Source organism: Streptomyces sp. NPDC058646 (assembly GCF_042716875.1).
Classification (GTDB): Bacteria; Actinomycetota; Actinomycetes; order Streptomycetales; family Streptomycetaceae; genus Streptomyces.
In genome coordinates, this window is record NZ_JBHXRK010000019.1 from 117,528 (window position 1) to 134,624 (window position 17,097).

General features: G+C 72.9%; 15 protein-coding genes. 11 read left to right on the plus strand and 4 right to left on the minus strand.

Annotation, left to right across the window (positions count from 1 at the left end; translation table 11 throughout):
* Window positions 1-170: 170 nt before the first annotated feature.
* Together ACFWUZ_RS23415 and ACFWUZ_RS23420 are read left to right on the plus strand one after the other, a co-directional pair.
* Window positions 171-620 (plus strand): SDR family oxidoreductase, encoded by a 450-nt coding sequence (locus ACFWUZ_RS23415; protein ID WP_384376067.1) that lies wholly within the window; start codon window positions 171-173, stop codon window positions 618-620.
* A 378-nt stretch (window positions 621-998) separates the two neighbouring features.
* A complete protein-coding gene (locus ACFWUZ_RS23420; protein WP_384376070.1) occupies window positions 999-1,733 on the plus strand; it encodes a Mut7-C RNAse domain-containing protein in 735 nt (244 codons plus the stop codon).
* A 126-nt stretch (window positions 1,734-1,859) separates the two neighbouring features.
* On the opposite strand, the gene ACFWUZ_RS23425 is transcribed toward ACFWUZ_RS23420, so the two are convergent.
* Window positions 1,860-2,330, minus strand: a complete 471-nt coding sequence (locus ACFWUZ_RS23425; RefSeq protein WP_384376074.1) for a hypothetical protein — start codon at window positions 2,328-2,330, stop codon at window positions 1,860-1,862.
* A gap of 118 nt (window positions 2,331-2,448) precedes the next feature.
* Between ACFWUZ_RS23425 and ACFWUZ_RS23430 the strand changes: the two genes are divergently transcribed.
* Window positions 2,449-2,784 carry a YnfA family protein gene (locus tag ACFWUZ_RS23430; protein ID WP_384376077.1) on the plus strand — a complete coding sequence of 112 codons (336 nt, stop codon included), beginning with the start codon at window positions 2,449-2,451 and terminating at the stop codon, window positions 2,782-2,784.
* Window positions 2,785-2,848: 64 nt separating this feature from the next.
* On the plus strand, window positions 2,849-3,619 hold the full coding sequence (locus ACFWUZ_RS23435) for an SDR family NAD(P)-dependent oxidoreductase (protein ID WP_384376080.1): 771 nt from the start codon (window positions 2,849-2,851) through the stop codon (window positions 3,617-3,619).
* Window positions 3,620-3,888: 269 nt separating this feature from the next.
* Here ACFWUZ_RS23435 and ACFWUZ_RS23440 read toward each other — a convergent pair whose 3' ends face one another.
* Window positions 3,889-4,419 carry a hypothetical protein gene (locus ACFWUZ_RS23440; protein WP_384376083.1) on the minus strand — a complete coding sequence of 177 codons (531 nt, stop codon included), beginning with the start codon at window positions 4,417-4,419 and terminating at the stop codon, window positions 3,889-3,891.
* A gap of 462 nt (window positions 4,420-4,881) precedes the next feature.
* Window positions 4,882-6,075, minus strand: a complete 1,194-nt coding sequence (locus ACFWUZ_RS23445) for an RtcB family protein (RefSeq protein WP_384376086.1) — start codon at window positions 6,073-6,075, stop codon at window positions 4,882-4,884.
* Window positions 6,076-6,267: 192 nt separating this feature from the next.
* Between ACFWUZ_RS23445 and ACFWUZ_RS23450 the strand changes: the two genes are divergently transcribed.
* From ACFWUZ_RS23450 to ACFWUZ_RS23460, 3 genes are all read left to right on the plus strand, one after another.
* The gene (locus ACFWUZ_RS23450; RefSeq protein ID WP_384376089.1) at window positions 6,268-7,155 is read left to right on the plus strand and encodes a hypothetical protein; all 888 of its coding nucleotides are present in this window, start codon (window positions 6,268-6,270) and stop codon (window positions 7,153-7,155) included.
* A gap of 112 nt (window positions 7,156-7,267) precedes the next feature.
* A complete protein-coding gene (locus ACFWUZ_RS23455; RefSeq protein ID WP_384376092.1) occupies window positions 7,268-8,065 on the plus strand; it encodes a DUF3558 family protein in 798 nt (265 codons plus the stop codon).
* A 127-nt stretch (window positions 8,066-8,192) separates the two neighbouring features.
* Window positions 8,193-9,575, plus strand: a complete 1,383-nt coding sequence (locus ACFWUZ_RS23460; RefSeq protein ID WP_384376095.1) for a DUF2637 domain-containing protein — start codon at window positions 8,193-8,195, stop codon at window positions 9,573-9,575.
* Between the two features lie 142 nt (window positions 9,576-9,717).
* Here the strand turns inward: ACFWUZ_RS23460 and lysS are convergent, their stop codons facing one another.
* The gene (gene lysS / locus ACFWUZ_RS23465) at window positions 9,718-11,448 is read right to left on the minus strand and encodes a lysine--tRNA ligase (RefSeq protein ID WP_384376098.1); all 1,731 of its coding nucleotides are present in this window, start codon (window positions 11,446-11,448) and stop codon (window positions 9,718-9,720) included.
* A gap of 179 nt (window positions 11,449-11,627) precedes the next feature.
* Between lysS and argS the strand changes: the two genes are divergently transcribed.
* The 4 genes from argS to ACFWUZ_RS23485 all read left to right on the plus strand — a co-directional run bounded on the left by argS (window position 11,628) and on the right by ACFWUZ_RS23485 (window position 17,032).
* Window positions 11,628-13,406 carry an arginine--tRNA ligase gene (argS, locus tag ACFWUZ_RS23470; RefSeq protein WP_384376101.1) on the plus strand — a complete coding sequence of 593 codons (1,779 nt, stop codon included), beginning with the start codon at window positions 11,628-11,630 and terminating at the stop codon, window positions 13,404-13,406.
* Between the two features lie 149 nt (window positions 13,407-13,555).
* Window positions 13,556-14,101 carry a hypothetical protein gene (locus ACFWUZ_RS23475; RefSeq protein WP_384376104.1) on the plus strand — a complete coding sequence of 182 codons (546 nt, stop codon included), beginning with the start codon at window positions 13,556-13,558 and terminating at the stop codon, window positions 14,099-14,101.
* 166 nt (window positions 14,102-14,267) lie between these two features.
* Window positions 14,268-16,109 (plus strand): hypothetical protein, encoded by a 1,842-nt coding sequence (locus ACFWUZ_RS23480; protein WP_384376107.1) that lies wholly within the window; start codon window positions 14,268-14,270, stop codon window positions 16,107-16,109.
* Between the two features lie 125 nt (window positions 16,110-16,234).
* Window positions 16,235-17,032: a VOC family protein gene (locus tag ACFWUZ_RS23485; protein WP_384376201.1), complete on the plus strand. Its 798-nt coding sequence runs from the start codon at window positions 16,235-16,237 to the stop codon at window positions 17,030-17,032.
* The last annotated feature ends 65 nt before the right edge of the window (window positions 17,033-17,097 follow it).

Sequence of the window (17,097 nt, forward strand, 5' to 3'; positions counted from 1 at the left end):
CGACCTCCTCGACGGCGAAGGCATCGACCCCGCCCTCGAAGGCGCCGGACCGTCCTCCACCTCGCCGGCGGCACCAAGGGCGACGACGGGCCACCCGGAACCTCGTCGAGGCGGCCCGCCGCGCGGGCCTCGGGCACCTCGTCCACATCTCGGCCATCGGCGCCGACACCATGCCCGTCGGGTGGTTCAGGACGCAGCTCGACGCCGAGAACGCCGTCACCGGCCCGGGCATCCCCTGGACGCTGCTCCGCGCCGCCCAGTTCCACGACACCGTCCTCACCAGGGGCGAGAAGCTGGCGAAGATGCCCGTCCTCCCCGCCCCCGGCGGCCTCCGGTTCCAGCCCGTCGACGCGCGCGAAGTCGCCGCCCGCCTCGTCGAACTCACCCTCGGCCGCCCCGCCGGCCGCGTCGCCGACATCGCCGGCCCCGAGGTCCACCCTGTCGGCGACCTCCTGCGCGGCTACCTCCGGGCCACCGGCAGGTGCCGCCCCCTCCTCCCGGTCCACGTCCCCGGCAAGGCCGGCAAGGCCTACCGCGCCGGTGACAACCTCGCCCTCACCGGCACCCTCACCGGCCGGCGCACCTGGGAGGACTTCCTCGCCGAGCGCGTCGGCCGGTGAGCCGTACCCGCGCAGGCGCGGGAGCCGCAAGCGCAGGCGCGGGAGCCGCACGCGCGCAGGCGCGGGGGCCCAGGCTCACGCGGGCACGGAGGCCCGGGGCTCACGCAGACACGGACGCCCGGCCTCCCGCAGGCGCGGGCGCGGACTTCCGCAGGCACGGACGTCCGGGCACCCGCAAGCGCAGGCACGCGCTCCGAAGGCGCGGGCCCGGTTCGACAGGCGCGGGCGCGGGCTCCCGCAGGGCAGAGGCTCCCGGGCCTGCTGCTGCGGCGGTGGCGACGCGGCCGGGGTCGACGAGGCCGCGCCCGGCCGGGCGCCGGGTCGCCGCGGCCCCGTAAATCAGCCGCGGCGGCCCTCACCCGGTGGCATGCTGACAGGGTGACCGGATCCGCCATTCAGCTCACCCTCGCCCCCGAACTGCGCCTGTTCGCCCCGCCCAGCCGCCGCGCCGACCGCGTCCCGACGGCCACCGACGGCGCCTCCAGCCTCGGCCACGTCGTCGAATCGGCCGGCGTACCGCTCACCGAGGTCGGCCGCCTCCTCGTCGACGGCCGCGAGGTCCCCGTCTCCTACGTGCCCCAGGACGGCCAGTCCGTCGAGGTGTTCGGGGTCGACCGGCCCCAGCACGTCCCCGGGGCGCCGCTGCGCTTCCTCCTCGACGTGCACCTCGGCACCCTCGCCCGCCGCCTGCGCCTGCTCGGCGTCGACGCCGCCTACGAGAACGAGGACATCGGCGACCCGGCCCTCGCCACCCGCTCCGCCGCCGAACAGCGCGTCCTGCTCTCCCGCGACCGCGGCCTCCTGCGCCGCCGGGAGATCTTCGCCGGGGCCTACGTCTACAGCGACAACCCCGACGACCAACTCCGCGACGTCCTCGGCCGCTTCGCGCCCGTGCTCACCCCCTGGACCCGCTGCACCGCCTGCAACGGCCCGCTCCGCGAGGCCGACAAGGACAGCGTCGGCGACCGTCTCGAACACGGCACGCACCGCTCCTACGACGTCTTCGCCCAGTGCACCGCCTGCGAGCGCGTCTACTGGCGCGGCGCCCACCACGCCCGCCTGGAACGGATCGTCGACGACGCCCTCGCCGAATTCGGTGCGGCCCGGAGCTAGGACGCGAGCCCGGGGAGCGCAGAGGTCCGCGGCCGGAGCCCCGGGGACGCGCCCGGCGTCCCCGGGGCAGCCGTACGTCCGGCGCCCTGTTCCGGGCGGACCCGCAGCCCGCTCCCCGGGCGGCGCTCAGAAGGCGTAGGCGTCGCCCGTGTCCAGGGCCAGCACCACGTGGTCGTTGTTCGTGTGGTTGCGGTCCGTCGCGCCGCCGTTCCACCAGGTGTCCACCCGGACCACCACCTCCGCCGCCGGCTCCCGCAGCTCCAGCGCCAGCCCGATGTGCCGGCCCCGCCCATGCAGCGGGAGCGGCCCCGTCTCGCACACCACCTCGCGCAGCCCCGCCCGCGCGCAGCCCCCCGCCAGCTGCTGGCGGTCCGCGAGGTCGGCCGACAGCCGGACCCGGACCGTCGCGTTCGGCAGCGCCGACGGCCCCTCGTTCTCCGGGACCAGCCAGATCCGCAACTGCCCCTGGGACAGCGCCACCCGGCCGTGATAGGCCACGTCCGCCTCCGGTCCGGCCCACGCCGCCCTCGCCTGGCCGCTCGCACCCAGGACCAGGACCCCGGCCACCACCACACTTCGTACGGCACCACGGCGCACCGACACCACCTCCTCGCGCGAACGCTAGGCAGCACCGGCAGCATCCGGTCAGACCATCACACGAATGAGGGCGCGCCTGCCCCCATCTGCCCGGTCCGCCCTGCGTACCCTTCGCTCCATGCTCATCGCCCGCTCCGCCGCCCTCTTCTCCCTGGCCGCCCTCCTGGAGATCGGCGGCGCCTGGCTCGTCTGGCAGGGCGTCCGGGAGCACAGGGGCTGGGCCTGGATCGGCGCCGGGGTCCTCGCCCTCGGCCTCTACGGGTTCGTCGCCACGCTCCAGCCCGAGGGCGACTTCGCGCGCGTCCTCGCCGCCTACGGCGGAGTCTTCGTCGCCGGATCCCTCGTCTGGGGCGCGGTCGCCGACGACTACCGCCCCGACCGCTGGGACGTCGTCGGCGCGCTGGTCTGCCTCGCCGGAATGGCCGTGATCATGTACGCGCCGCGCAGCCGGTGAGGGCCGCCGGACCCGCCTATGCTGGCGAGGAATCGCCCGTACGAACGAACGAGGAGCCCCGTCCATGAGCACGGCCACCCGGACCGCCGTCATCACCGGAGCGAGCAGCGGCATCGGCGCGGCCACCGCCCGTCAGCTCGCCGCCGCCGGCTACCACGTCGTCCTCACCGCCCGCCGCAAGGACCGCATCGAGGCCCTCGCCGCCGAGATCACCGCTGCCGGCCACTCCGCGGCGGCCCACGCCCTCGACGTCACCGACCGCGCGGCCGTCGACGCCTTCGCGGGCTCCCTCGACCGGTACCCGTCCGTCGACGTACTCGTCAACAACGCGGGCGGCGCCATCGGCGCCGAGCCCGTCGCCACCGGCGACCCCGCCGACTGGCGCACCATGTACGAGGTCAACGTCATCGGCACCCTCAACGTCACCCAGGCCCTGCTCCCGGCGCTCACCGCCTCCGGCGACGGCACGGTGGTCGTCCTGTCCTCCACCGCGGGCCACTCCACCTACGAGGGCGGCGCCGGCTACGTCGCAGCCAAGAACGGCGCCCGCGTCCTCGCCGAGACCCTCCGCCTGGAGATCGTCGGCCAGCCGGTCCGCGTCATCGAGATCGCCCCCGGCATGGTCAAGACCGAGGAGTTCGCCACCACCCGCTTCCGCGGCGACGCCGAGAAGGCCGCCAAGGTCTACGCGGGCGTCCCGGACCCCCTGTCCGCCGACGACGTGGCCGACACCATCACCTGGGCGGTGACCCGTCCCAGCCACGTCAACATCGACCTCCTGGTGGTCCGCCCCCGCGCCCAGGCCTCGAACACGAAGGTCCACCGCGAGCTGTAACCGCTCAGGCCGGCCCGGCCGCCCAGAGGTGCGGCATCAGGGCCGCCGGCTTCAGCCCGGCGGCCTTCCCGGCGTCCAGGGCCCGCCGGAGGTCGGCGTCGGCGTCACGTGCAACAGCACGATGTCCCCGCTCCTGAGCTGCGGCGTCGGCGGCGTCTCGGCCCCAGCTGGTGAAGTCGTGCGTCCAGGTGGCCGGCGCCTTGACCCCGCACGCCTCGGCGTCCTTCCCGGCGGCGTCGAGGGTGGTCAGGTCCGCTGCTGGCGCCGGCTCAGTCGACGCCGCGCACGTAGACCCGGCTGGTGCGGTCGTCGATCTGCGCCACCGCGACCTTCAGCCAGTTGAGGTCCCCCTCGCACGGCGCGCACACCTGCCCCTCGCGCACCTTCCCCAACAGATCGGGCTCCGGCACCCCCAGGTGCGAGAAGGGCGCCGTCGGGTCCATGTTGCGCGCGAACGGCTGCTCCCTCAGACGGAGCGGCTCCTCCGGCTCCAGCTGCGCCACGAACGCGTCCACCTCGCCGGAGGGAAGGACGAACGCCAGGATCAGACTGTCGTCCTGCAGCCCCTCCCAATGCGCCGCCTTCACCTCGGTAGCCGCCCCGGGCACCCCCACCCGCAACGTCCCGGCCACCGACTCCACGGTGGCCCCCTCCACCCAGTGCGACAACTGCCTGGGCGACCGGTCCCCCGCCGGCTCCCCGCCCCCCGTCGCCGCCGAGCACCCGGCCACCAGCCCCGCCAGTACGGCCACCCCGCCCACCAGCACCGGATTCCACCTGCCCCGTGGCTCTACGCTCACCGGGCGTCCCCGTTCCGGCCGATGTCAGTACGGGTCCCATCCCGTCCCGGTTCCTTCGGATCGAGATCGTCCTGGTTCACGACAAGGTCGGCCTGTGCATCGCCCCCCGGCCCGCCCGGCAATTGGTTGAGTCGCATCGAGACGTTCCGTTGGGCGGCCACGTCCGCCTTGGCGCTGTCCCATTCATCCCATACCATCACCTCATTGGATCACAGCCTGCTGACAGCCGATCGACCGGCGGAGCAAGGCAGTTGGGGCGAGTTCCGGGTCGCCCTGCGAACGGACCCGCCACCCCCGCCTCGCGACCACCGGCCCCGGAGCCGCTCATCGCAGACGCCCTCCGCATGACTTCGCCCCGCCGGGCAAGCGCTCGGCGGGGCGGGATGAACCGTGGACCGGGTCGGCAGGATCCGGGCGGGGCCGGTCCGGCCCCTGCGGTCCCCCGACGATCGCGTGCGGAGGTCAGCCCTTCACGCAGATGACCTGCTTGAGCTTCGCCACGACCTGCACCAGGTCGGTCTGCTGGTCGATGACCTGCTCGATCGACTTGTACGCCCCCGGGATCTCGTCCACGACGCCCGAGTCCTTTCGGCACTCCACGCCCTTGGTCTGCTCCGCCAGGTCGCGCGCCGAGAACTTCTTCTTCGCCGCCGTGCGGCTCATCTTCCGGCCCGCGCCGTGCGAGGCCGAGTTGAAGGACTTCTCGTTGCCGAGGCCCTTCACGATGTACGAGCCCGTACCCATGGAGCCCGGGATGATCCCGTAGTCACCGCTGCCGGCACGGATCGCACCCTTGCGCGTGACCAGCAGGTCCATGCCGTCGTACCGCTCCTCCGCCACGTAGTTGTGGTGGCAGCTGATCTCGTGGTCGAAGGAGACCTTCGCCTTGCGGAACTCCTTGCGGACGACCTCCTTGAAGAGGCTCATCATCGCCGCGCGGTTGTACTTCGCGTACTCCTGCGCCCAGAAGAGATCGTTTCGGTACGCCTCCATCTCGGGCGTGGCCGCGAGGAACACCGCCAGGTCGCGGTCGACCAGGTTCTGGTTGTGGGACAGGCCCCGAGCCACGTCGATGTGGTGCGCGGCAAGCTCGTTGCCGATGTTCCGGGACCCGGAGTGCAGCATCAGCCAGACCGAACCCGACTCATCGAGACAGAATTCGATGAAGTGGTTTCCGGATCCGAGCGTTCCGATTTGCTTCGCGGCACGCTCCCGCCGGAACTTGACCGCGTCCGTGAGGTAGTCGAAGCGCTTCCAGAGGTCGCCGTAGCCCTCGGCCGAGAAGCCGTACAGGAGGGCCGGGTCCACGGCCTCCTTGTGGAGGCCCGTGCCCACCGGGATCGCCTGCTCGATCTTCGACCGCAGCTTCGACAGGTCCCCCGGCAGGTCGTTCGCCGTCAGGGAGGTCTTCACCGCCGACATGCCGCAGCCGATGTCCACGCCCACCGCCGCCGGGCAGACCGCGTCCTTCATGGCGATCACCGAGCCGACCGTGGCGCCCTTGCCGTAGTGGACGTCGGGCATGACGGCCAGTCCCTTGATCCACGGGAGGGTGGCGACGTTGTGCAGCTGCTGCATCGCGCCGGCCTCGACCGACGCCGGATCGGTCCACATCCGGATGGGGACCTTCGCCCCCGGCACCTCTACATACGACATGCGCCCTCAATCCCCCGAAAACCAAAGAACATTCTCAATACGCAAAAAGCCTCGCTCTTGGTCCCAAATACGACAGAGGACCGGCGCCAGCACCAGCGTGTGCGATAGACATTGTGTCCAGCCGTGCCCGAGTCGCGGCAACGCATTTTCCTGACCGGCGGGCAGCCGGCCGGTCGAAGGGAGCCATGGGACGTGCAGCGCAAGGCGGTACGGGGAGTCCTGCCAGGCATCGCGATGCTCACCGCGCTCCTGGCCGGTGCGGCCGGTCTGGCCGCGTGCACCGGCGGGAGCGGCACCGGGAGCACCGGCGACTCGAAGGCCGGCGGCAGCACCGCCGTGCCTCCGGCCCCGCCCGGGAAGTACCGCAGCCTGCCCCAGCCCTGCAAGGCCGCCGACGCCAGGCGGGTCAGGGCGATGCTCCCGGCCGACGACTCGCTCACCGCGGACCAGCTGGAGCAGCTGTACGCGGGCACCGCCGACGCCTCGTTCGACGGCGACCGGCGCGTGGGCTGCCGCTGGACCGCGCAGACGCCCGAAGGGGCCCGGCTGCTGTCGGTCGGCTTCGAGCGCGTGGTCTCGTACGACCGGGCCGTCGCCAGCGACGACGACAAGGCGCGGCAGGTGTACGTCCGCCAGCTCACGCAGGCGAACCTGCCGTTCCCCGGGCCCGTGACGACCCCGACCCCCACACCGAGCGCGGGAGGGACCGGTACGCCTCCCCCCGCATCGGCTCCCCCCGCGCCGGCTACCCCCGCTACGGGGGCCCCGGCGCCCGGCGGCAGCCCGTCCGGCACTCCGGCCGCGAGTCCGAGCGGCAGCCCGTCCGCCCCGCCCGAGCTGGGCTCGCGGGTTCTGGAGGGGCTGGGGAACGACGCCTTCCTCGACGACAAGCTGAGCCCCGCCGGGGCCACCGCGGCCCAGTCGCGGACCGTGCGGATTGTGTTCCGCACCTCGAATGTCATCGTCACCATCGAGTACAGCGTGCAGCCCGCACTGCCCGGAACGGTGCCGCCGAGCACCGAAACCCAGGAAAGCGCACAGGAGTTGGCGCGCGCGCTCGTCCAGCGTTTCAACGAATGAACCGGCCGCGCCGCGGCCGGGCGTGACGGCGCGCACAGCAGTCCGTCACCCGGTCGGGCTACCGTTGCACGGGTTCGCGCCCGAAGAAGACCACTGAGCTACTGAAGGAAACATGCACCGATCAGCCTCGCGCCGCCTCACTCGCGTTCTCGCCTGCGCAGCCGTCCCGGTGATCCTCACCGTCGCCGGGTGCTCCTCCGATTCGGGCAAGGCCTCGGGCTCGGACGGCGGCAAGAAGTCCGATTCCGCCGCGTCGTCGTCGGCCAAGCCGAGCGCGAAGCCGTCGGCCGAGCTGGAGAAGGCGGCGTTCGCCACGCTGCCCGACCCGTGCAAGGCGGTGGCGACGAAGACGATCGAGTCGCTGGTCCCGGAGGCCAAGGACAAGAACGGTACCGCCACCAAGTCGAACGACCTGGCCAGCCGGGCCAGCTGCTCCTGGAACGGTCTGGACGAGGACGGCCTGAAGGGCTCGCAGTACCGCTGGCTCTCGCTCTCCCTCTTCCGTTACGACTCGCACGCCTCGCTGGGCGCCGCGAGCAAGCGCGCCGAGGAGCAGTACAACAAGCAGGTCGAGGTCGCGAAGGCGTCCGAGGGTGCGCAGAACGTCAAGGCCGAGCCGGCCGGCGGCATCGGCGAGCAGGGCACCTCGGTCACGTACAGCGTGAAGAAGGACGTCGACTTCCTCAACACGACGGTCGTGGCGCGCAACCAGAACGTGGTGGTGACGCTCGACTACAACGGCGCCGCGTACGAGGGTGCCGGTGCCCCGGACCAGGCGAAGCTGCTCCAGGACGCGATCGCCGCGGCGAAGGAGGCCGTCGCCTCGGTCGACACGGCCAACCAGGCGCAGGCCTCTCAGCAGCCTTCGCAGGAGGCCTCGCCGCAGCAGTCGGCGCAGCCCCAGCAGTAGGACGGCCGGCGGGTCCCGGCGGGACCCGGGGGCCTACCGGAGCGCTGACATCCAGTCACCCGTACGCTGTGCCTGCCGCAGCTCGGTAAAGGCTCGGTAAGGACCCGACAAGGGGAGGGGATCGCGCGTGGCCGCGATGGAGCTGACTCGTACGCACCGGATACTCATCGGCGTCGTGGTCGCGGGAGCCGTGGTCATCGCCGGTATCGGCTTCGCGGGCTCGTACTCCGCGGTGCGCGCCCTCGCCCTGCAGAAAGGGTTCGGCAGCTTCTCGCTGGTGTTCCCGATCGGCATCGACGCGGGCATCTGCGTCCTGCTGGCGCTGGACCTGCTGCTGACGTGGATCCGGATCCCCTTCCCGCTGCTGCGCCAGACGGCGTGGCTGCTGACGGCCGCGACGATCGCGTTCAACGGTGCGGCGGCGTGGCCGGACCCGCTGGGCGTCGGCATGCACGCCGTCATCCCGATCCTGTTCGTGGTGACGGTGGAAGCGGCCCGGCACGCGGTCGGCCGGATCGCGGACATCACCGCCGACCGGCACATGGAGGGCGTGCGCATCACGCGCTGGCTGCTCTCCCCGGTGCCCACGTTCAAGCTGTGGCGCCGGATGAAGCTGTGGGAGCTGCGCTCCTACGAGCAGGCGGTCGTCATGGAGCAGGACCGGCTGATCTACCAGGCGCGGCTGCAGGCCCGGTACGGGCGGTCCTGGCGGCGCAAGGCTCCCGTGGAGGCGCTGATGCCGCTGCGACTGGCCCGGATCGGCGTGCCGCTGTCCCAGACGGCCCCGGAGGGGCTGGCGGCGGCGGGCATCGACCCGGCGCTGCTGCCCCCGGCGGCCGCTTCCCCGGCTCCGGCCCTGGAGGCGGCGGCCGCGCAGAGCGGCCCGCAGGGCGGCGGCCAGGGCGGCGGCCAGAGCGGCCCGGAGGCCGGTCTCCGGTCCGCGCAGCCCGGCCATCCCGTGCAGCAGCAGGCCGGCCATGCCCCGGGGGACGGGCCCGGCGTGCCGGACGCCGCCGCCGCTCAGGCGGGCGTCCCGGCCGTCACCCATGCGCCGCCACCCTTCGCGGTGGAGCCCACGGCTATGCCCGCGGCGCACAACAGCGCCTGGTTCGCCGCGCCGCTGGCTCCGCAGGCGGCGTACGAGGGCGGCTACAACCCCCAGTACGTCGAGGGTCTGGAGCCGATCCCGGTGATGCCCCCGGCGGGCCCGGAGGAGCAGCAGGGCCGCCTGCCCGACCTGCCGATACCGGCTTCCCGCCAGGACGCGGCCCCGGCGGAGTCCGAGCCGGCGGACGGCCCGGACGAGGCCGAGTTCGCGGAGGTCGCGTACAAGGTGTTCCGTGCGCTGGTCGACGAGCAGAACGACTTCCCGACGGCCGAGGCCCTGGACATACACCTCTCGGACGGCTGGGGCGTGACGCATCCGCGCAGCGGTTCGCTGCTGCGCCGGATGATCCCGGCGTTCAAGCAGCGGTACCAGAAGGACCTGGAGAACGAGCACATCGCCTGAGCCGGACCGGCCGGCCGTCCGGCCGACCCGGATCGGGCCGGACGGGGCGGGCGAGGCGGAAGGCAAGCACGAGGCAGGCGGAAGGGCCCGCACCCCGAGGGGTGCGGGCCCTTCCGTTCGCTGCGCGGCCCGTAGGGCCGGATCAGACGGCCAGCAGCTTGCGCACGCGGTCCGCGCCCACCGCCAGCAGCAGCGTGGGCAGCCGGGGGCCGGTCTCCCGGGTCACGAGGAGCCGGTAGAGGAGCGCGAAGAAGGTCCGCTGGGCGACCTTGAGCTCCGGGGTGGGCTTGGCGTCGGGCTCCAGCCCGGCCATCACCTTCGGCACGCCGTAGACCAGGGTGGTCAGCCCGTCGAGGGACCAGTGCGAGTCCAGGCCCTCCAGCAGCAGCCGCAGGGACGCGCGGCCCTCGTCGTCCAGGGACGACAGCAGTTCCGCGTCGGGCTCCTCGCGCACGAGGGTCCGCTGGTCGGCCGGGACCTGGGTGGTGATCCAGTTCTCGGCGCGGTCCAGGCGCGGCCGTACCGCGTCGAGCGAGGTGAGCGGCTGCTCCGGGTCCAGGTCGCTCAGGATGCGCAGGGTCTGCTCGTCGTGGCCGGCGGTGATGTCGGCGACGGACGCGAGCGTCCGGTACGGCATCGGCCGCGGAGTGCGCGGCAGCTCGGCGGCGGCGGTGCGCACGGCGCGGGTGTGCGCGGCGGCGTCGGCGGGCAGGACGGAGCCGTCGGCGACCTTGGCCTCCAGCTTGTCCCACTCGTCGTAGAGCCGCTGGATCTCCTGGTCGAAGGCGATCTTGAAGGACTGGTTCGGGCGGCGGCGCGCGTACAGCCAGCGCAGCAGCTGCGGCTCCATGATCTTCAGCGCGTCGGCCGGGGTGGGGACGCCGCCCTTGCTGGAGGACATCTTGGCCATGCCGCTGATGCCGACGAACGCGTACATCGGTCCGATCGGCTGCTCGCCGCCGAAGATGTGCACGATCTGGCCGCCGACCTGGAAGGAGGAGCCGGGCGAGGAGTGGTCGACGCCGGAAGGCTCGAAGACCACGCCCTCGAAGGCCCAGCGCATCGGCCAGTCGACCTTCCAGACCAGCTTGCCGCGGTTGAACTCGCTGAGCTTGACCGTCTCGGTGAACTCGTCCTCGGTGCAGACGTAGGTCATCTCGGTCGTCTCGTCGTCGTACGAGGTGACCTTGGTGAAGTCCTTGCCGCACTGGCCGCAGTACGGCTTGTACGGGAAGTAGCCGCCCTCGGCGCTGCTGCCGTCGTCCTCGGCGGCGGCGCCGGAGCCCTCCGCGGCCTCCAGCTCGGCCTCATCGACCTGCTTCTGCTGGGGCTTCTTGCCGCCCGGCTTCTGCTTGGTGCGGTACTGGTCGAGGACGGCGTCGATGTCGCCGCGGTGCTTCATCGCGTGGAGGACCTGCTCGCGGTACACGCCGGAGGTGTACTGCTCGGTCTGGCTGATGGGGTCGTACTCGACGCCCAGTTCGGCCAGCGCCTCCACCATGGCGGCCTTGAAGTGCTCGGCCCAGTTCGGGTACGAGGAGCCCTCGGGGGCGGGCACGGCGGTCAGCGGGCGGCCGATGTGCTGGGCGTGGGACGCCTCGGTGACCCCGGCGATGCCCGCGGGCACCTTGCGGTAGCGGTCGTAGTCGTCCCACGAGATCAGGTGGCGGACCTCGATGCCGCGGCGGCGGATCTCGTCGGCGACCAGGTGCGGGGTCATGACCTCGCGGAGATTGCCGAGGTGGATCGGGCCGGAGGGCGAGAGTCCGGACGCGACGACGACCGGTTTGCCGGGTGCTCGGCGCTCCGCCTCGGCGATGACCTCGTCCGCGAAACGGGAGACCCAGTCGGTCTCGGTGCTGCTCTGAGCCACGACACGTCCTTCTATCTCGAATGCTGGCTTCAGCCATTCTCCCAGACGGAAGAAGGCGCTCCGGGGTTGCCCGGCGCCGCGTTCATCCCGGGGAGCGGACGGTCCCCGCGTGGGATACTCGGCACTTGTCGGAACACCCAAGTGCACCCATCGGCACAACCTCACAGGAACGGCAGCTCATGGCCTCGGTCCCTTCCCTCGCTTCTTCCGTCGATCAGCGCGTCGCGGACGCCCTCGCCTCCGCCCTGCCGGAGGCCGGTGCCGCCGACCCGCTGCTGCGACGAAGCGACCGGGCCGACTTCCAGGCCAACGGGATCCTGGCCCTGGCGAAGAAGGCGAAGGCCAACCCGCGGGAGCTCGCGACGACCGTGGTCGGGTCCATCCCCACGGGCGGCGACACCGACGTGATCAAGGAGATCGAGGTATCGGGCCCCGGCTTCCTCAACATCACCGTCGCCGACCGGGCGATCATCGAGACGCTGGCCGCGCGGGCCGGCGACGACCGTCTCGGCGTGCCGCTCGCGGCGAACCCGGGCACCACGGTGATCGACTACGCGCAGCCGAACGTGGCCAAGGAGATGCACGTCGGCCACCTGCGGTCCGCCGTGATCGGCGCCGCGATGGTCGAGATCCTCGAATTCACGGGCGAGAAGGTGATCCGCCGCCATCACATCGGCGACTGGGGCACCCAGTTCGGCATGCTCATCCAGTACCTGCTGGAGCACCCGCACGAGCTGGACCACAAGGCGGACGGTGAGGTCTCCGGCGAGGAGGCCATGTCCAACCTGAACCGCCTGTACAAGGCGTCGCGGGCGCTCTTCGACTCCGACGAGGAGTTCAAGACGCGCGCCCGGGCCCGGGTGGTGGACCTCCAGGCCGGTGAGCCCGAGACCCTCGCCCTGTGGCAGCGGTTCGTGGACGAGTCGAAGATCTACTTCTACTCCGTCTTCAACAAGCTGGACATGGACATCCAGGACCCGGACGTGGTCGGCGAGTCCGGCTACAACGACATGCTCGTCGAGACCTGCGAGCTGCTGGAGAAGTCGGGCGTCGCCGTCCGCTCCAACGGCGCGCTGTGCGTGTTCTTCGACGACGTCAAGGGCCAGGACGGCAACCCGACCCCGCTGATCGTGCAGAAGTCGGACGGTGGCTTCGGCTACGCCGCGACCGACCTGTCGGCGATCCGCAACCGGGTGGGCGAGCTGGGCGCGACCGAGCTGATCTACGTGGTCGACGCGCGGCAGTCCCTGCACTTCAGGATGGTCTTCGAGACGGCGCGCCGGGCGGGCTGGCTGAACGACGAGGTCAAGGCCGTGCAGCTGGCCTTCGGCACCGTCCTCGGCAAGGACGGCAAGCCGTTCAAGACCCGTGAGGGCGAGACGGTGCGGCTGGTGGACCTGCTGGACGAGGCCGTGGAGCGGGCGACGGCCGTCGTGCGCGAGAAGGCCGGGAAGGTGGGCCTGACCGAGGCGGAGATCGTCGAGAACGGCCGGCACGTGGGCATCGGCGCGGTGAAGTACGCCGACCTGTCGACGTCGGCCGCCCGCGACTACAAGTTCGACCTGGACCAGATGGTCTCGCTGAACGGCGACACCTCGGTGTACCTCCAGTACGCGTACGCCCGGATCCGGTCCATCCTGCGCAAGGCGGGCGACCGCAAGCCGGCCGCCCATCCGGAGCTGGAGCTGGCTCCGGCCGAGCGCGCGCTCGGCCTGCACCTGGACCACTTCGGTGAGCTCATCGCCGAGGCGGCTGCGGAGCACGCCCCGCACAAGCTGGCCGCGTACCTCTACCAGCTGTCCTCGCTGTTCACGACGTTCTACGACCAGTGCCCGGTCATCAAGCCGGAGCCGGAGCGGGTCGTGGGCGAGAACCGGCTGTTCCTGTGCGAGCTGACGGCCCGCACCCTCAGCAAGGGCATGTCCCTCCTCGGGATCCGGACGCCCGAGAAGCTCTGACCCGCACGACCCGACGGCCCCCGGCGCTCCCGCCCCGGGGGCCGTCGCGCTGTCCGGGCCCGGCGGGATGGCCGGTTCCGTCCCTTCTGCGCCGGGGATTCCGCTGCAAGGCTTCCGCTGCCATCACCGCACCGGCCCAAGGAGCACCCATGCGTACCCCTCACCTGCGATTAGCGGCCCTCGCCGCCTCCGCCTTCCTCGCCCTCGGCTCCACCGCGCTCGGCGCGGGTACCGCCCAGGCCGCCGCACCCGCCGCATCCGCCGCGGCCCGGCCCGGCGTCACCGTCTCGGCGGACAGCACGGAGACGATCATCCACGGCACCACGGGGCTGAACCGCGGCGAGGCCTGGTACTCGCCCGACGGGCAGACCATGCTCGTGCAGCAGACCGACGGGCACGTGGTGCTCTACCACCAGGGCCGGGCCATCTGGACGGCGGTCGGCAGCTACGGCTACGGGAACACCTTCTACATGCAGGCCGACGGCAACCTCGTCTCGTACGACGCCGCCATGCGTCCGCTGTGGAACAGCGCCACCGACCGCCGCTGGGGTGCGCACCTGGCGATCCAGAACGGCGGCAACATGGCCGTCTACTACGGCGGCAACCCGATCTGGTGGTCCAACTACCGGCCGGGCGGCCCGATCGACCCGGATCCCGGCGAGTGCAACCCCCGTCCGGGCCAGCTCTGCCCGTAACCCTCGCGTCCTCCCGGGGGCGGCCCCCGCAGCTGCTGTCGGGTCCGTACGGATGTCGTAATCCCGTAGCCCTCTGCAAGCACCTCCCGTCTCACTAACCTTGGCGCCTCCCAAGGGGTTTGGGGTGGATCCGGGCGGCTGTCCGGATCCGGGGGAGGTAAAGAGCATGCAGTTCAAGCGCATGGCCGTCGTGGCAGCAGCAGCGGTGGCCGGCCAGACGCTCCTGATGGCCGCACCGGCGGTGGCCGAGGACCAGCCGGCGGTGACCGTGCCGGACGCGGTGCCCGCGGACGCCGCGTCCGGCGCCGGATCGCCGGACCGGACGGAGACACCGCGGACGCCGCCGGCGAAGGCACCCGCGGCAGGGAAGACCAAGGCGGAGGGGAAGGCGGCTCCGGATCCGGCCCCGGGGCCGGAGGACGCGGGCCGCCCGGAGGACGCGGGCCACCGGGAGGCCGCCGTCCGGGCCGTGGCTGCACCGGCCGTACCCGCCGTGCCCGGGGCGAAGGCCCCGGCCCAGGCACCGGCACGGGCCGGGGCGGCGCAGACTGCGCCCGGGGCCGGACCCGTCGCGGCCGCGGAGGGCTCGGAGGCAGCCGGGGACGGGCAGGACACCGGGTCCGGCCGGCTCCTGATGGGGCCCGAGGTCACGGTCCAGGGCATTCCCGCGGACGGCTTCGAGGCCGACGGCAGCTGGACGCCGCTCACCGTGACGGTGGACAACTCGGGCCACGTGGCCGTTCCGGGGTACACCCCGGTGCTCGGCGTCTCGCAGGCGGCCGGACGGTTCGAGGCCGCGCACATCGAGGTCGAGTACCGCACGGCGGGCGGCCCGTGGACGGCCGCCGCCCTGGTGCAGGGCGAGGAGACTCCCGCGCTGGGCTACGCCCTCGGCGCCGCCGCCGCGGTCCCCTCCGGCCGGGTCCGGACGATCGACGTCCGGATCAGCTTCGCCGCGCACACCCCCGTCGTGCCGTTCGACCTGACGGCGGACGGCACGAGCCGTGTCGGCAACTCCACCGGCACCTCGCCCACGTCCTCGTACGCGACCAGGATCGCCGGGGCGCCCGGCGGCGACGAGGACCCGGTCTTCACCGAGGGTCCCGCGCTGGCGGTGAGCGGGGTTCCGGAATCGGTCAGGGCGGGCGGCGACTGGACGGACCTCACGGTCCGGTTGGACAACTCCGGGAAGGGGGACCTGGCCGCCTTCGACCTGGGACTGGTCCTGGCCCGGCCCGACTTCGTCTCCATGCGTGCCTCGCAGATCACGGTCGAGGTCCTGCGGCCGGGCGCGGACGGCCGGCCCGCGGCCTGGCAGTCCGTCGAGATCACCTCGGACGAGGACGGCCACTTCTTCGCGGGCGGCCTCGCGGGCGGCCCGGTCGCCGCCGGTGAAGCCTTCGACGTCCCGGTCCGCGTCCGCTTCTCCGCCGACGCCCCCACCGGCGCGGTCTCCTTCTTCGCCTGGGGCACCTCCCAGGTCGACGCGGAAACCCCCCCGCCCTGGGCCGGCTCCCGCTCACCCCGCCACCTGACCACCCTCCTGGAACCGGCCCCTGCCCCGGGCGGCGGGACCCCGGGCGGAGGCACCCCCGGCGGAGGCATCCCCGGCGGAGGCATCCCCGGCGGAGGCATCCCCGGCGGAGGCACCCCGGGCGGGGGGACTCCCGGCGGAGGCACCCCCGGCGGGGGGACTCCCGGGAGCGAAACCCCAGGCGGGGAAACTCCCGGCGGAGGCACCCCCGGCGGAGAGACCCCCGGGGCGGGGATCCCCGGCGTGGGGATCCCCGGCGGCAGTACGCCCGGCGCGGCCGGGGGTGACGGACCGAAGCCGAACGGTGGCACCGGCACCCCGGCCCCCGGCACGGGAACCGGCGGTGAGCTGGCCGCCACCGGCGCCGACCCCGCGACCAGCTGGGCCCTCGGCGGCGCCGGTACGGCCCTGGTCCTGGGCGCCGCGCTGGTCGCCGGTACCGGGCGCCACCGCCGCCGCAGCAGCACGGGCTGACCCCGCCCGCCGGCGGGGGTCGTCGTCCTCCGGTTCACCCGGACGGCCCGGTTCGGGCCGTCCGGGCCGGGTAGGGGACGGCCCGTCCCACCCCCATCCCTGCCCCGGAGGCCTCCGTGCCCGACATGAACGGCCCGTACAAGCCCGGCACCCCGTGCTGGATCGACCTCATGGTCCCCGACCAGCAGGCGGCCCTCGACTTCTACTGCGACCTCTTCGGCTGGCAGGGCGAGATCGGCCCGGCGGAGCAGGGCGGCTACTCCGTCTGCACCCTCAAGGGGAAGCCCGTCGCCGGGATCATGAAGGCGATGAACCCGGACGGCACCGTCCCCGACCCGATGCCGCCGACCGTGTGGACGACGTACCTGGCCACCGACGCCATCGACGCCACCCTCAAGTCCGTCTCCGACGCCCGCGGCCAGGTCCTCATGGGCCCCATGGACGTCATGGACCTCGGCCGGATGGCCGTCGTCGCCGACCCGACCGGCGCCGTCTTCGGCCTGTGGGAAGCGGGCACCTTCGACGGTGCGGGCATCGTCAACGAGCACGGCGCGCTGATCTGGAGCGAGCTGAGCACCGGCGACACGGACGCCGCCTCCGCCTTCTACTCCGCCGTGCTGCCCGTCACCACCGCCCCCACCGAGATGGAGGGCGCCGAGGGGTACATCGAGTTCAAGGTCGGCGGCCGCGCGGTCGGCGGGATGATGAGCCTGGACCAGCTGCCGCCCGGCACGCCCCCGAACTGGCTGGCGTACTTCCACGTGGACGACGTCGACAGCGTCCAGGCCGCCGCCACCCGCGCCGGAGGCTCCGTCCTCGCCCCCGCCTTCGACATGCCGGCGGGCCGCATGGCCGTCCTCGCCGACCCGCAGGGCGCCCCCTTCGCCGTCATCACGGCCTCCGCGCCGGAACAGCCCGCCTGAGGCGACACCTCCGGCCAGCGGGCCCGCCCGTACGCGGGGCCGCGCACCCGGGAACGGATCCGGCC

Coding starts and splice junctions, on each gene's coding strand:
- ACFWUZ_RS23415 (WP_384376067.1), top strand. CDS start 171: ATGCCCGTCGGGTGGTTCAGGACGCAGCTCGACGCCGAGAACGCCGTC.
- ACFWUZ_RS23485 (WP_384376201.1), top strand. CDS start 16,235: ATGAACGGCCCGTACAAGCCCGGCACCCCGTGCTGGATCGACCTCATG.
- ACFWUZ_RS23445 (WP_384376086.1), bottom strand. CDS start 6,075: ATGTCGTATGTAGAGGTGCCGGGGGCGAAGGTCCCCATCCGGATGTGG.
- ACFWUZ_RS23480 (WP_384376107.1), top strand. CDS start 14,268: ATGCAGTTCAAGCGCATGGCCGTCGTGGCAGCAGCAGCGGTGGCCGGC.
- ACFWUZ_RS23455 (WP_384376092.1), top strand. CDS start 7,268: ATGCACCGATCAGCCTCGCGCCGCCTCACTCGCGTTCTCGCCTGCGCA.
- ACFWUZ_RS23430 (WP_384376077.1), top strand. CDS start 2,449: ATGCTCATCGCCCGCTCCGCCGCCCTCTTCTCCCTGGCCGCCCTCCTG.
- ACFWUZ_RS23435 (WP_384376080.1), top strand. CDS start 2,849: ATGAGCACGGCCACCCGGACCGCCGTCATCACCGGAGCGAGCAGCGGC.
- argS (WP_384376101.1), top strand. CDS start 11,628: ATGGCCTCGGTCCCTTCCCTCGCTTCTTCCGTCGATCAGCGCGTCGCG.
- ACFWUZ_RS23475 (WP_384376104.1), top strand. CDS start 13,556: ATGCGTACCCCTCACCTGCGATTAGCGGCCCTCGCCGCCTCCGCCTTC.